13 protein-coding genes are annotated in these 14,408 nt (G+C 65.5%); 1 reads left to right on the top strand and 12 read right to left on the bottom strand.

Translation table 11 applies throughout. From position 1 onward, the window contains the following. The first annotated feature begins 24 nt into the window (after positions 1-24). Positions 25-312 carry a YciI family protein gene (locus CVM73_RS05005; protein WP_100230901.1) on the top strand — a complete coding sequence of 96 codons (288 nt, stop codon included), beginning with the start codon at positions 25-27 and terminating at the stop codon, positions 310-312. Positions 313-317: 5 nt separating this feature from the next. On the opposite strand, the gene CVM73_RS05000 is transcribed toward CVM73_RS05005, so the two are convergent. The 12 genes from CVM73_RS05000 to CVM73_RS04945 form a co-directional block, all read right to left on the bottom strand. Then, positions 318-1,295 carry an ABC transporter ATP-binding protein gene (locus tag CVM73_RS05000; RefSeq protein ID WP_100230900.1) on the bottom strand — a complete coding sequence of 326 codons (978 nt, stop codon included), beginning with the start codon at positions 1,293-1,295 and terminating at the stop codon, positions 318-320. After that, positions 1,292-2,281, bottom strand: a complete 990-nt coding sequence (locus CVM73_RS04995; protein WP_167406639.1) for an ABC transporter ATP-binding protein — start codon at positions 2,279-2,281, stop codon at positions 1,292-1,294. Before CVM73_RS04995 ends, CVM73_RS05000 begins: the two co-directional genes overlap by 4 nt. A 19-nt stretch (positions 2,282-2,300) precedes the next feature. Next, complete coding sequence (locus CVM73_RS04990) at positions 2,301-3,224, bottom strand: ABC transporter permease (protein ID WP_100230898.1); 924 nt, start codon at positions 3,222-3,224, stop codon at positions 2,301-2,303. Beyond that, on the bottom strand, positions 3,221-4,162 hold the full coding sequence (locus tag CVM73_RS04985) for an ABC transporter permease (RefSeq protein WP_100230897.1): 942 nt from the start codon (positions 4,160-4,162) through the stop codon (positions 3,221-3,223). Before CVM73_RS04985 ends, CVM73_RS04990 begins: the two co-directional genes overlap by 4 nt. Positions 4,163-4,179: 17 nt before the next feature. Next, a complete protein-coding gene (locus CVM73_RS04980) occupies positions 4,180-5,784 on the bottom strand; it encodes an ABC transporter substrate-binding protein (protein ID WP_100230896.1) in 1,605 nt (534 codons plus the stop codon). Positions 5,785-5,923: 139 nt separating this feature from the next. Further along, a complete protein-coding gene (gene nikE / locus CVM73_RS04975) occupies positions 5,924-7,594 on the bottom strand; it encodes a nickel ABC transporter ATP-binding protein NikE (RefSeq protein ID WP_100230895.1) in 1,671 nt (556 codons plus the stop codon). Then, a complete protein-coding gene (locus CVM73_RS04970) occupies positions 7,591-8,439 on the bottom strand; it encodes an ABC transporter permease (RefSeq protein WP_100230894.1) in 849 nt (282 codons plus the stop codon). Before CVM73_RS04970 ends, nikE begins: the two co-directional genes overlap by 4 nt. Beyond that, positions 8,436-9,470, bottom strand: coding sequence for an ABC transporter permease (locus CVM73_RS04965; RefSeq protein ID WP_100230893.1), 1,035 nt, complete (start codon positions 9,468-9,470; stop codon positions 8,436-8,438). The genes CVM73_RS04970 and CVM73_RS04965 overlap by 4 nt, the downstream gene beginning before the upstream one ends. Positions 9,471-9,499: 29 nt before the next feature. Further along, positions 9,500-11,119, bottom strand: a complete 1,620-nt coding sequence (locus CVM73_RS04960) for an ABC transporter substrate-binding protein (RefSeq protein ID WP_100230892.1) — start codon at positions 11,117-11,119, stop codon at positions 9,500-9,502. Between the two features lie 119 nt (positions 11,120-11,238). Then, on the bottom strand, positions 11,239-12,675 hold the full coding sequence (locus CVM73_RS04955; RefSeq protein ID WP_100230891.1) for an NAD(P)-binding domain-containing protein: 1,437 nt from the start codon (positions 12,673-12,675) through the stop codon (positions 11,239-11,241). Beyond that, positions 12,672-13,421: an SDR family oxidoreductase gene (locus CVM73_RS04950; RefSeq protein ID WP_100230890.1), complete on the bottom strand. Its 750-nt coding sequence runs from the start codon at positions 13,419-13,421 to the stop codon at positions 12,672-12,674. Before CVM73_RS04950 ends, CVM73_RS04955 begins: the two co-directional genes overlap by 4 nt. Beyond that, positions 13,422-14,396: an NAD-dependent epimerase/dehydratase family protein gene (locus CVM73_RS04945; protein ID WP_100230889.1), complete on the bottom strand. Its 975-nt coding sequence runs from the start codon at positions 14,394-14,396 to the stop codon at positions 13,422-13,424. Positions 14,397-14,408 lie beyond the last annotated feature (12 nt).

Below are 14,408 nucleotides of genomic sequence, written 5' to 3'. Positions count from 1 at the left end.
GCCGTCCCAAGAAACGGAGTTACCATGCTGTTCGCCATTCACGCCCTCGACCGCACCGGCGCGCTGCCGACGCGGCTTGCCAATTACGATGCCCACAAGGCTTTCCTCAGCGACACCTCGCGCTTCGGCGTCAAGATCGTGATGTCGGGGCCGCTGGTCTCCGACGACGGCCAGACGATGATCGGCAGCCTGTTCCTGATCGAGGCACCGGGCCGCGCCGAGGTCGAGGCCTTCAACCGCGCCGATCCCTTTGCCGCGGCCGGCATCTGGGACAAGGTCACGATCACGGGCTTCCTGCGCCGGCAAGGCTAAAGCCCCTACGGCGGCTCCTCGAGGTGACAGGCCACCCACTGCTCGGCTCCGGTCGAGCGCAGCGTCGGCTCCTCCGTCCGGCAGCGGTCGAAGACGAACGGGCAACGGGTGTGGAAGCGGCAGCCCTTCGGCGGGTTGATCGGGCTCGGCACGTCGCCCCTGAGAATGATGGGATTGCGCTGGGCTCCGGGCTCCGGCAGCGGCACCGCCGAGAGCAGCGCCTTGGTGTAGGGATGCCTTGGCGCGGCAAAGATCTCGCGGCGCGGCGCCACCTCGACGATCTTGCCGAGATACATCACCGCGACGCGATGGGTCATGTGCTCGACGATGGCGAGGTCGTGGCTGATGAACAGCAGCGCGAGGCCGAACTCGCGCTGGAGATCCTGCAACAGATTGACGATCTGCGCCTTGACCGAGACGTCGAGCGCGGAGACCGCCTCGTCGCACACGATCAGCTCGGGCTCGGCCGCAAGCGCCCGCGCGATACCGATGCGCTGGCGCTGGCCGCCGGAGAACTCGTGCGGCCTGCGGTTCAGCGCCTCACGCGGCAGACGCACGGTGTCCATCAGTGCGGTGACGCGAACCTCGAGATCTTCTGCGGATTTGGCGAGGCCGAAATTGCGGATCGGCTCGGCGAGAATATCGCGCACGCGCATGCGCGGATTGAGGCTGGAGAACGGATCCTGGAACACCACCTGCACGCGGCGGCGCATCTGGCGCATCGTGCTTGGTGCGGCATCGTCGATGCGCTGGCCGTCGAGGATCACCTGGCCTGCGGTGATGTCGAACAGCCGCAGGATGGCGCGGCCGACTGTCGACTTGCCGCAACCGGACTCCCCAACCAGCGACAGCGTCTCGCCGCGCGCGATCTCGAAGGAGACGCCGTCCACCGCATAGACGAATTCGGACTTGCGGCCGAACAGGCCGGTCTTGACCGGAAAATGCTTCTTGAGGTCGTTGACCTGGAGCAGCGGAGGGCTCATGCCGCGACGGCTCCCTTGGCGGCGTAATGACAGGCGGCGACGTGGCGCGGGCCCTTCTCTTCGAGCCCCGGCGCATATTGGCGGCAGAGATCGGTCGCCAGCGCACAGCGGCCGGCGAAGACGCAGCCGACAATGGGCTTGCGTAGGTCAGGCACTTGACCCGGAATCTCGGCGAGCCGCGTTGCGGTCCCGGCGAGCGAGGAGCCGAGCTTCGGCACCGCGCCAAGCAGGCCTTGCGTATAGGGATGGCGCGGCGAACGGAACAGCTCGGCGACAGGCGCCTCCTCGACCTTGCGGCCGGCATACATCACCATGACGCGTTCGGCGATTTCGGCGACGACACCGAGATCGTGGGTGATCAGGATGATGGCGGCGCCGACCCGGCGCTTCAGATCCAGCATCAGCTTCAGGATCTGCGCCTGGATGGTCACGTCGAGCGCCGTGGTCGGCTCGTCGGCGATCAGCAGTTTTGGATTACAGGCCAGCGCGACGGCGATCATGACGCGCTGGCGCATACCGCCGGAGAGCTGGTGCGGATATTCGCGCACGCGCCGCTTCGGCTCTGGAATGCCGACCAGCGTCAGCATCTCGATCGCGTGCGCTTCGGCGGCGTGCTTGTCGAGGCCCTGATGGATCATCAAGGTCTCGCGGATCTGGCGGCCGACGGTAAGGACCGGGTTGAGGCTGGTCATCGGCTCCTGGAAGATCATCGAGATGTCGTTGCCGCGGATGGCGCGCATCTCGCGATCGGACAGTTGCAGCAGGTCCCTGCCGGCAAAGCGGATCGCGCCGGCGATCCTGCCCGGCGGCTCCGGGATCAGCCGCATCAGCGACATCGACGTCACCGACTTGCCGCAGCCGGACTCGCCGACGATGGCCAGCGTCTCGCCCTCGTTGACATGAAAGGACACCCCATCGACCGCGCGATTGATGCCGCCGGGTGTGCGGAAATGGGTCTGGAGGTTCTCGACTTCGAGCAGCGCCATCGCGATCAGCCTCGATCCATCAGAGGCTCTTGGCCATGCGCGGGTCGAGCGCATCGCGAAGGCCGTCGCCGAGCAAATTCACGGCGAGCACAGTGACGGACAGGAACGCCGCCGGGAAAAACACGATGTAGGGCTTGACCTGCCACAGCGCCCGGCCCTCGGCCATGATGTTGCCCCAGGACGGAATGGTCGGTGGCGTCCCGGCGCCGATGAAGGACAGGATCGCCTCGGTGATCATGGCGCTGGCGCAGATATAGGTTGCCTGCACCAGCATCGGCGCCACCGTGTTGGGCAGGATGTGGCGCAAAATGATCATCGGCGTGCGCGTGCCGCAGGCAACCGCCGCGTCCACATAGGGCTGCTCGCGCAGCGACAGCACCACGCTGCGCACGAGGCGCGAGACGCGCGGTATCTCGGCGACGGTAATGGCCAGGATGACGTTGCCGACGCTGCCGCGCGTCAGCGCCATCAGCGCGATCGCCAGCAGGATCGGCGGGAGCGACATCAAGCCGTCCATGAACCGCATCAGGATGCCGTCGGCCCAGCGGATGAACCCGGAGACCATGCCGATGGCAAGGCCCGCCGCCGACGCGAAGATCGCGACCGACAGGCCGACCGTGAGCGAGACCCGCGCACCAAACAACACGCGTGAATAGATGTCGCGGCCGAGCACGTCGGTGCCGAACCAGAAATCGGCCGACGGCGCCCGTGTGCGCTTGGCGGGCGCGAGCGCGGTCGGATCGACCGTTCCGAGATGAGGTGCAAAGACTGCGATCAGCACGAGCGTCAGCAGCAGCGCGCCGCCGATGGCGACCGTCGGATGGCCGCGCAACAGACCGATGAAGCCACGCCGTATCCTGACCGGCCGGAGGATCTCCGGCAATTGCGGCGCGAGGACGAGGCCGGCGGGAAGCGATTGCGGGTTGAGGGTCGTATCGGTCAATAGCGGATCCTCGGGTCAACGAGCGTGTAGACGACGTCGATCATCAGATTGACGAGGACGTAGACGAAGCTGAACAGCAGCACGATGCCCTGGATCACCGGGTAGTCGCGGCGCAGGATCGCATCGATCGTGAGACGGCCGAGGCCAGGGATCGCGAACACGCTCTCGGTGACGACCGCGCCGCCGATCAGGAGCGCGATGCCGATCCCGATCACGGTGACGATCGGTACCGCCGCGTTCTTCAGCGCGTGAATGAACAGGATGCCGCCCTGCCCGAGTCCCTTGGCCTTGGCGGTGCGGATGTAGTCCTGCTGCAGCACTTCGAGCATGGCCGCCCGCGTGATGCGCGCCACCAGCGCGATGTAGACGCAGCCGAGCGCAACCGCCGGCAGGATCAGGTTCTCGAGCCACGGCCAGAAACCTTGCGTGAGCGGCGTATAGCCCTGCACCGGCAGCCATTCCAGCTCGAGCGCGAAGATGTAGGCGAGCATGTAGCCCACCACGAAGACGGGTAGCGAGAAGCCGAACACGGCAAAGCCCATGATGACGCGATCGATCAGGCTGCCGGCCTTCCACGCCGCCACCACGCCGAGCGGCACCGCCACCACGATCGTGAGCAGCAGGGTGACGATCATCAGCGACAGCGTCGGTCCGAGACGCTGCCCGATCATCGCCGAGACCGGCAGGTTGGTGAAGATCGAGGTGCCGAGATCGCCATGCAGGATGCGCCAGACCCAGCTTCCGAACTGGACCAGGAACGGACGGTCGAGGCCGAGGCTTTGGCGGATGCGCTCCACATCCTCCGGGCTCGCCTGGTCGCCCGCGATCACCACGGCCGGATCACCCGGCGCGATGTAGAGCAGGCTGAACACGAACAGCGCGACGATCGCCATGACTGGCAAGGTCGCGACGATGCGACGGAGGATGTAGGAGAGCATCTGGCCTCAGCGCACGATCATGCAGACTTCGACACGCCCCAGAAGAACGGCAGCGGCCCCTTGGTGATGCCGGAGACGTTCTTGCGCCAGGCGGTGTAGCTCAGGAAGAAGCCCGTCGGCGCGTAGACGACGTCATCGAGCGCCGCCTTGTTGAGGCGGCCGATGGCGGCCTTCTCCTCGTCGAGGTTCTTGGCCTCGAACCAGGACGTGACCTCCTTCTCGGTGCCGGGGCTGTTGGGCCAGCCGAACCAGGCCTTGTCGCCGTTGGCGCGAATGGCGGTGTAGGGGGCGGGATTGATGCAGTCCGCGCCCGCGTGCCAGGTGTGGAACATGTTCCAACCGCCTTGTCCCGGCGGCGTCTTCTGCGCGCGGCGGGAGCCGACCGTGCCCCAGTCGGTGGCGACGAAGTCGACATTCATGCCAAGCTTCTTCAGTAGGTCCGCGGTGACGTCACCTTGCGCCTTCGTGATCGGCTGGTCCTGCGCCACGAGGCACGTCACCGGCTGGCCGGAATAGCCGCTCTCGGCGAGCAGCTTCTTGGCCGCATCGAAGTCGCGCTTGCCCTTCAGGATCTCGCCGCCGACTTCGCTGTAGAGCGGCGTATCCGGCGTGAAGAAGCCGGGCAGCGGCTTCCACAGCGCGGTGTCGTCGCCGACGATCGCGCGCATATAGTCTTCCTGGCTGAGCGCCATCAGCACCGCACGCCGCGCCCGCACGTCGTTGAACGGCGCGAACAGATGGTTCATGCGGAACGAGCCGATATTGCCGAGGGGATCGCCGATGTCGACGCTGATATTCTTGTTCTTCTTCAGGACTGGAACGAGGTCAGCGATCGGGCTCTCCCACCAGTCGACCTCGCCGTTCTGCAACGCGGCGGCTGCGGTGGCCGGATCCGGCATCACGATCCATTCCACGCGATCGACCAGGATCTGCTTGCCGCCCGCGAGCCAGGATGCCTTCTCCTGCCGCGGCACGTAGTCGGTGAACTTCTCGAACACCGCCTTCGCGCCCGGCACCCATTCGCCCTTGGCAAACTTCATCGGCCCGGAGCCGACATAGTCGGTGATCTGCTTGAACGGATCGGTCTGCGCGATGCGCTCCGGCATGATGAAGCCGCACGGCGAGTTGTTCTTGGCCAGCGCGTAGAGCATCTTCGGGAAGGGCTGCTTGAGCACCCATTTGAAGGTGCGGTCGTCGACGGCGGTCAACTCCTGCTGCAGCGCCTTGATCATCAGCCCCATCGGATCGCGCGCCGCCCAACGCGTCAGGCTCGCGACGACGTCCTTGCTCCGCACCGGCTCGCCGTCATGGAACTTGAGGCCCGGCCGCAGCTTGAACGTCCAGGTCGTGCCATCGTCGGTCACTTCCTCGGACTCGACCATCTGCCGCTGCGGCTGAAGCTGTGCGTCGATGCCGTAAAGCGTGTCCCAGACCATCGCGGCCGCATTGCGCACGACATATTGCGTGCCCCAGATCGGGTCGAAATTGGCGAGATTGGCCTGAGGCACGAAACGCAGGGTGCGTGCCGCCGCACCCTGGCCGATCGCCGGGGCCGACAGGCCACCCGTCAACGCCAGACCGCCCGCGCCGGCCAGTCCCTTCAATACGGTCCTGCGATCCATGAAGTCCTCCCAGTAATGCCGTGATGCCAGCTGTTCATTGGCAAAGGGCAAGTGAAACCGAGCCCATTTGCAAGCAAATGGTATGCCACTAAATGCACCTTCGCCAGCGGGATCTCACCTTCATTCCGGCCATGCGGGCTCAGAGCGCGGCCGCCAGCGTCGGCCCGGTCTCGATGTGAGGGATCGCCTCGACCAATTTGCGCGTGTAGTCAGTCTTGGGATTATCGAACAGCGCCCTGCTCTCGCCCTGCTCCACGATGCCGCCATTGCGCAGCACGATGGTGCGATCGCACAGCATGCGCACCACGTTGAGATCGTGGCTGACGAACAGCAGCGCGATGTCGTTCTCGCGCCGTAGGCGGTCGAGGAGCTGCAGCACCACCGCCTGAACCGAGACGTCGAGCGCGGCGGTCGGCTCGTCCAGCACCAGCAGCCGCGGCCGGCAGGCGATGGCGCGGGCGATGCCGACGCGGGCCTTCTGCCCGCCGGAGAGCTGGTGCGGAAACCGCGGCAACAGATCCAGCGGCAATCCCACGCGCTGTGCGCATTCTTCCACCCGTTTACGCAATGCGTCACCCGCGCGCATACCGTCGAGCCGCATCAAGGGATGGGCAATACAATCGAACGCCGTAAAGCGCGGGTTGAGGCTCTCGTTCGGATCCTGAAAGACCATCTGAATGTTCTTGCGCAGCGGCGAGCGATGAAAATCGCGCGCCGCGACGTGGCCGATCGAATGGCCGTCGAACACGATGTCGCCTTCGCTGGGATCGATCAGGCGGCAAATCATGCGCGATGTCGTGCTCTTGCCCGAGCCGGACTCGCCGACCAGACCAACGCTCTCGCCGCCGGCCATCGTCATGGAGAAATCCGCAACCGCGGCAGAACCCTGGTCGAAGCGCTTCGCGAGCTTCCGCACTTCCAGGAGCGGCGGCGTGCCGTGCGCGAGCGCAGGGCGGGGCTTGCCGAGAACGGCTGTATAACGCTCTCTCTCCTCCTCTGTCACGAGATCTTCGATCCGTGACGTCGCCGTCGGCGATGCCGCAACCAGGCGCCTCGTATAGGCGTGCTGCGGCGCGCTAAAGAGCGTGCTGGGGCTCGCCTCCTCGACGATGCGGCCGCGCTCCATCACGGCGATGCGGCGGCAATAGCGCGCCGCGAGGCCGAGGTCATGCGTGATCAGGATCGTCGCCATGCCGCGCGCGGCGGCAATGTCTGCCAAGAGATCCATCACCACCTTCTGGGTGGTGACGTCGAGCCCGGTGGTCGGCTCATCGGCGATCAACAGCGCAGGATTGCACGAGATCGCGATCGCGATCATGACGCGCTGGCACATGCCGCCGGAGAGTTCGTGCGGATAGGCGTTCATCCGTTGCTCGGGATCCCGGATCTGGACGGCGCGCAGCAAGTCCAGCGCCTCGGCGCGCGCGGCGTCTTTCGAGATACGCTTGTGCGTGAGGATCGCGTCCGCAATCTGCAGGCCGATCGCGCGGATCGGGTTGAGCGCCGCCCGCGGATTCTGGAAGATCATCGACATCGCGGCGCCCTGCAACTGTCGGAGATCATCGCCCCGGAGCTTCGTCACGTCCTGCCCGCGGAACAGGATCCTGCCGCCGGTGACGCGCCCGGCCGCATCGAGCAGCCGCGTCGTCGCAAAGCCGGTGACCGACTTGCCCGAGCCGCTCTCGCCGACAAGGCCGAGCATCTCACCGGCCTTGACCGTGAACGTCACGCCGCGCACGGCCTCGACCATGCCGCGCCGCGTCGAGAACGCGACATGGAGGTCGTCGATCCTGAGCAGGTTCTCGCTCATGTGCGCATCCGGGGATCGAGAATGTCCCGCATCCCATCGCCGAGGAGGTTGAAGCACAGCACCGCCATCATCAGCGCAAGGCCCGGAAAGGCCACCAGCCACCACCGCCCGGTCGAGATGAAGCGCGCGCCTTCAGCGACCATGATGCCCCATTCCGGCGTCGGCGGCTTGACGCCGAGGCCGATGAAGGACAGGCCGGCCGCGTTCAATATCGCCCAGCCGAGATTGAGCGAGATCTGCACCGCCATCGCCGGCAGGATGTTCGGCAGCAGGAAGCGCAGCACCACGGAAAAATGGCTCTCGCCGCAGGCGCGCGCGGCCTCGACCCAGCCGACATTGCGCCGGACGTTCACCTCGGCGCGGGCGAAGCGGATGTAGAAGGGAAGATTGATGATCGCGGTCGCGATCACGATGTTCTCGATCCGGTTGCCCAATGCCGCCACCATCGCCATCGCCAGCACGAACAGCGGAAAGGCCATCATGACGTCGACGAAACGGCCAACGGCGCGATCGAGCCGCCCGCCGGCATAGCCGCAGAACGCGCCGACGACGGCGCCGATCACGAAGGAGATGCCGACCGCGGAGACTGCGATGGCAAGGTCGAGTCGCGCGGCAATGATGAGACGGCTGAGCACGTCGCGGCCGAGTTGATCGGTGCCGGCGAGATGCGCCGCGCTCGGCGGCTGCAATGCCTCCGAGACATTGGAGACCACGGGATCATAGGGCACGATCCAGGGGCCGAAGATTGCGAGCAGGACGAACAGCGTCACCCCAGCCGCGGCCACCGCCGTCAGCGGATTGCCGCGCAGGATCCAGACGGAATGGCGGAGGGTTGCGCTGGTCATTCGATCGACACCCTGGGATCGGCGATGCCGTAGCAGACATCGACCACGAGGTTGACCAGCACAAACAGGCTGGCCATCAGCAGCACGAAGCCCTGCACCGGCGCATAGTCGGAGGACAGCAGCGCATCGAGCGCATAGGAGGCCACGCCCGGCCAGGAGAACACCTTCTCCACCAGCACATTGGCGCCCAGCATGGTCGAGAACACGATGCCGGCGATGGTGATGACGGGAAGGATCGCATTGCGCAGCGCGTAGGTCACGACCACCTTGCGCCAGGACAATCCGACCGAGCGCGCGGTGCGCACGAAATCGCTGCCGAGCGAGACCAGCATCGAGGCGCGCGTGATCCGCGCCAGCGGTGCAATGACGAACAGCGCCATGCTCACCGCCGGCAAGATCAACTGCTTGCAGGCCGCCCACCAGCCCTCAAAATCTCCGGCAAGCAGGAAATCGATCGAGAGGAAGCCGGTGCGCTGCGGCGGCAGCGAGGTGAAGACGTCGATCCGCCCGGTGGGATCAGGAGCAAGCCCGAGCAGATAATAGAAGACGTAGATCAACAGCAGGCCCGAGACGAAGGTTGGCACGCAGACGCCGAGGGCGCAGAACAGCCGGACACCATGATCGACGATTGACCCCGGCCGCAGCGCCGCGATCACGCCGAGCGGCACCGCCGCGATCAGCGCGATCAGGAGCGCGGTGAAGGTGAGCTCCAGCGAAGCCGGCAGCCGCTCGCGCAGGTCCTTCAGCACCGGCTGCCCCGTCATCATGGAGCGGCCGAGATTGCCGTGGCCGATGTCGGAGAGATAGAACACGAGCTGCTCCGGCACCGACTTGTCGAGCCCCATCTGCTTGCGGATCAGCTCGATCTCCTCCTTGCCCGCATTGGGTCCCGAGGCGAAGAACACCGCGGGGTCCCCAGGCAGGACGCGCATCAACAGAAAGGTGAAGACCAGCACGCCGAACAGCGCCGGCAGCGACGACAAGAGCCGCCTGCCCGCCCGCACCACCGTTGCGCCAAGACCGGTCGTCACCTTTCAGAGCCCTCCCTCGTTGACCGTTATCACTTGCGGCTGACGTCGCGATAGTCGACCTGGCGATGGAACTCGTAGGTGTAGCCTTCGATCGATGGCGCCATGACGGCGTCCTGGTTCGGCTGCCACAACATGATCTGTGGCATCAGGTCGAAATGCATCGCGTTGAGCTTGCGGCCGGCCTCCTCGTACTTGGCCTTGTCCGGCTCGAAACGCGCCTCCTGTGCGATCGCCGCAAGGTCGGGATTGTTGATCGAGCTGTAATTCCAACGCTGATTGCCGGTGTAGAAGTTGCGGTAGAAGTAATCGGTCGACGGCAGCCAGGCGACGATGCCCTCGGTGTAGAAGGGCAGCTTCTTCTCGTTGATCTGCGTCGACATCTGCGCGTCCGGCAGCTTCTGAATGTCGACCTTGATGCCGATCTTGCCGAGCGATTCCTTCACGAGGGCCGCCATTGGCTCCGCGGTCGACGACTGGCCGACATTGAAGCTGAACGTGGTCGAGAAGCCTTCCGGAAGTCCTGCAGCCTTCAGGTATTCCCTGGCCTTGTCGAGATCCATTTTCACCGGCTGCTGGAACGGATAGATGCCGTTCAGCGGCTTGCCGTCCGGCCAGGTCGCGCCGAACAGCGGCGCACCGCGGCCGAACAGAGCGGCTTTGAACATGTCATCATAGGGCAGCGCATAAGCGATGGCGCGGCGCACATTCACGTTGTCGAAGGGCGGCATCTGGTTGTTCATCGAGACGTAGGTGATCGCATTGTACTGCGGCGTCGAGATCACCTTGAGCTTGCCCTTGGCCTCCAGTGACTGCACGTCGCTGGCCTGCAGATCGACGACGAGATCGGCATCCCCGCGTTCGACCAGATTGGCGCGGGTCGCCGGCTCCGGCACCGACTGCACGATCACGCGCTTGAAGAACGCGGGCTTGTTGGCCGAGCCGCGATTCCAGCTCTCGTCCCGCTTGAGGATCACCTGCTCGCCCGGTTTGAAGGTCTCGACCACATAGGCGCCACTGCCGGCGGTGTGCTCCTTGAGCCATGCGGTGGCCCAGGGATCATCCGGCGTCGCATGCGCCTTGGCAAGCTTCGAGTTGATGATCATGGGATAGACGGTCGCAAGGTTCGGCAGCGCGAGCTTGTCGGGCTTGGGCAGCGTCACTTCGATGGTGAGGGGATCGATCACCTTGAACTGATCGGCCGACGTCAACGAGCCGGTGAGCAGCTGCGCTTTGCCGAGGATCGGCGCGGTGACGCAGCGATCGAGCGACCATTTCACGTCCTCGGCCGTGACGGGCGAGCCGTCCTGGAATTTCGCATCCTTGCGCAGGCGGAAGGTGAGCTTCAAGCCGTCGGGGCTGACGTCATAGGATTCGGCGAGCTCGCCGGTGATCGTGTCGAGATCGAACACCCATTTGCCGTTGAGCTGCTTGCGGCCGAACGCGACCAGGCGGTCATAGGTGCTCATGCTCAAAGCGAAGGACTCGCGGGTCGAGCCCGGGATGTTGGGATCGAGCGTGTTAACGGATGCGCCGGTGACGTAGCGCAATGTCTCTGCCCTGGTTTGCGCCTGCGACGGCGCGGCGGCGATGAGCAACAGCGCAGTGGTAGCGAGGACTGAGGTCGCCGGCCTGAAAGACACAAAACGCATTGGTTTTTCCCTGAATTTCGAACGAGAACGCCAGCAAGGCAGGTTCAGAAAGAAGCAAGTTGCGCGCCAGTCTCATGGGGCGTTTTTGGGGATGCAACGTCGCGGCGGCGCATGGATGATCACAGCGATTCCTCCGTTTTTCGCGCCGGCCGCGTAACCACGGCCTGCGGCACGTCATAGGCGCTGAGCGAGGCCCAGTGACGCGCGACATCGGCGCGGAACAGGCCGCGCGTCAGGCCGTGGACCAGCTTTGGAACGGCGGTCGTCATCGCATTGATCGACGACCCCGACGGACCGAAGCTCATGGTGGAGGCGATGGCGAAGAGATGGATGTCGGAGATCCAAGGCGTCTGTCCCGGCACACGCTCGGTGAAGGCATAGTCGTCGGCAAGATAGGGAAAGCGGCCGAGCCGTTCGTTGCGCTCGTTTACTGGCGGATGATAGCGATCGGCCCAGGTGGCGATATTGCCGGCGAATTTCGAGAGCTCGCCGCGCCCGGCAAAATCCATGTCGATACCGGTGCCGCAGATGACGAAGTCCGCAATGATCGAACCGCGCGGTGTCTCCAATTCAACGCCGGCGACCGTCTGACGTGCGGCTTCGACCGGCGCGCCCTCGTGCAACGTGAAATTGGCGTGACGCGCGCACCGATCGTAGGTTGCCTGCGGAAAGCCCTCGCGCATTTCGAGGATTTTTCGCATGAAGCGCCAGCGCCAGGCATCGTCGAGATCGCTGAGATGGCGCAGGAAGCCGCGGAAGGTCAGCCAGCGATAGGGCTGGATCACCTGGATCTGGGCGCGGCGGCACAGCAGGTGCACCTCGGAGGCGCCAGCCTCCAGCGCGGTCGCCGCGTTGTCAAAGGCGGAAGCGCCGGCGCCGATCACCGCGACGCGCTTACCGCGCAGGCCTTCGAAATCGATATCGTCGGCGACGGTCGCGACCGAGCTCGCCGGCAAAGGCGCTAGCTGCTCCGGGATCATCCAATCCCCCATGCCCTCCTGTCCCGTCGCCAGCACGATCTTGCGCGCGTGGAACGTCTCGACCTCTTCTTCCCGTTTCACGCGCGCGGCGAGCAGGCCGTCAGGCGCGGGCGCGATCTCCAGCAACTCGCAAGCGTTACGCACGGGCAAGCCGATCGCACGCCGCAGCCAGAGCAGATATTCGGCCCAATGCTCGCGCGCGATCAGGCCAAGCTCCTGCCAGCTGTCCTTTCCGAAGCGCGCTTCGTGCCAGGACTGATAGGTCAGGCTGGGGACATCGAGGTCAGGACCGGTGTAATCCTTCGGGCTGCGCAGCGTCGGCATCCGGGCATAGGTGAGCCAGGGGCCTTCCTTCCCCTCCTCGGCCTTGTCGATCAGCAGGATGTTGCTGACGCGCGAGCGCATCAGGCCGAAGCCGATGGCAATGCCGGACTGGCCGGCACCGACGACGAGGACATCCAGGGCCGGCTTGCCGTCGGGTCCCGTTTTCGGTTCGAGCCACGCGGCGCCGGGATGCGCGATTCGCGCCAGATCGGCGCAAATATCGGCTTCGAGCTGGGTGAGCGCCTCACTCATGCCGCGAGCCAGCCTCCGTCGACCACCATCACCGTGCCCGTCGTGAACGAGGAGGCATCGCTGGCGAGATGCAGCGCCGTCTGCGCGATCTCTTCCGCCGCGCCGAACCGCTTCATGGCGTGGCGGGTGCGCGAGACCTCGCGCACCTCGTCCGGATTGGCGTGACGGGCAAAGCTGCGGCGGAGCATCGGCGTGTCGATCGCGCCCGGCGCAATCGCATTGACGCGGATGCCGTCGGTGGCGAAGTCCACCGCCCTCGTCCGCGTCAGGCTGATAATCGCGCCCTTGGCTGCGATGTAGGCGCTGTTGCCCTTGCCGCCGGCAATCGCGAGCTGCGATGCGAGCGTGATGATCGCGCCGCTCTGCTGCCGCTGCATCTGCGGCACCGCCGCCCGCGCCCACAGCCAGGTGCCTCCGACATTGGCGCGGAACACCGCGTCCCAATCCTCCACGCTCGTGGTCACCACCGTGCCGCCGCAGGAGAAGCCGGCCGCCGCCATGAGGACATCGAGCCGGCCATGCCGCGCGATGACCTCGCCGACAACGGTCTCGGCGAATGCGGCATCGCCGACGTCGCCGACATGCGTCGTGGCCTCGCCCACCAGCTTCAGCGTGTCCTGGAGGCCTGCGGCGTCGCGATCGACCAGGGCGAGACGCGCGCCCTCCTCCGCGAACAGCTTTGCACTGGCACGGCCAATACCCGAGCCAGCGCCGGTGATGATGGCTGTGCGCCCCGTCAGCCGCATTCAGATTGCCTCCCGATGCTGCATCCACCAGCCGCTCATGTGAGCCGCAGACTCGGCGCAGCCAAATCGCGCGCGCCAGCCGAATTCGTCAGCCATCCGCGCCACTGACAACGGTGCCCGATCCGAGCCGTGGAGCTGGATGAAAGTCTTCTCTTCCGGCCTCGCCAGCCGACATTCCAGGCCGGGATGCAACGCTGCAAACGCCTCGCCCCATTGCAACGCGGACCACGCCGCGCCACTGGAGATGTTGTAGAGGCGATGCTGTGGCCTCTCGGCCTCGATCAGCATTGCGACCGCCTCGGCGGCATCGACGGCGTAAATCCAGTCCTTCATCCCCCGCCCCGGCAGCAGCGCCGGTTCGCCGCGCGCGAACTCGGCCAGGATCTGAAACTGGAGGCTCGGCGTGTCGCGCACCTTTCCGATCCGCTCCCAGGGGCCGAACACGGCGCTCAAACGGACGCTGAGACAATCGGCGCCCCGCAGCTCTGCGAGCCGCGCCACAGACCGCTCCGAGGTAAATTTGCTGATCGCGTAGAATGAGACGGGGTCGCAAGGTGTCTCTTCATCCAGGACCTCGTAGCGCTGCCCCGCTGCACCGTAGGCGGAAGCAGAGGACAGATTCACGACCCGCCGGACACCACGGCGAACCGCGGCACCCAGGATCGGAACCTGGGCCATCACGTTGACTTCGAGAATGGCCGAAATGTTGGTCCGTTCGAGCTGGTCTCCAGCCGTTATGGCGGCGCCAAGGACGATGGCATCGAAGCCCTGCTTCAGGAGTGCGTCGATCCGTTCGACGTCGGTAATCTCGCCCTGAACGACCGTCAGCTGCTCCCGATAGTTGGCGAAAGATCGGTCTGCGCCCTCTGGGAGCTGCTTGCGGTCGTACAGCGTCACGTTGTGTCCGCGCGCGAGCAGCGCCTCCGCAACATTGAGGCCGACAAAGCCGGTGCCGCCGAAGATGATGATCTTCATCGCGTGCGATCC

This window comes from Bradyrhizobium forestalis (assembly GCF_002795245.1).
GTDB lineage: Bacteria > Pseudomonadota > Alphaproteobacteria > Rhizobiales > Xanthobacteraceae > Bradyrhizobium > Bradyrhizobium forestalis.
Note: the sequence above shows the minus strand (reverse complement) of the source record. Positions and strands in the feature narration are given on the sequence as shown.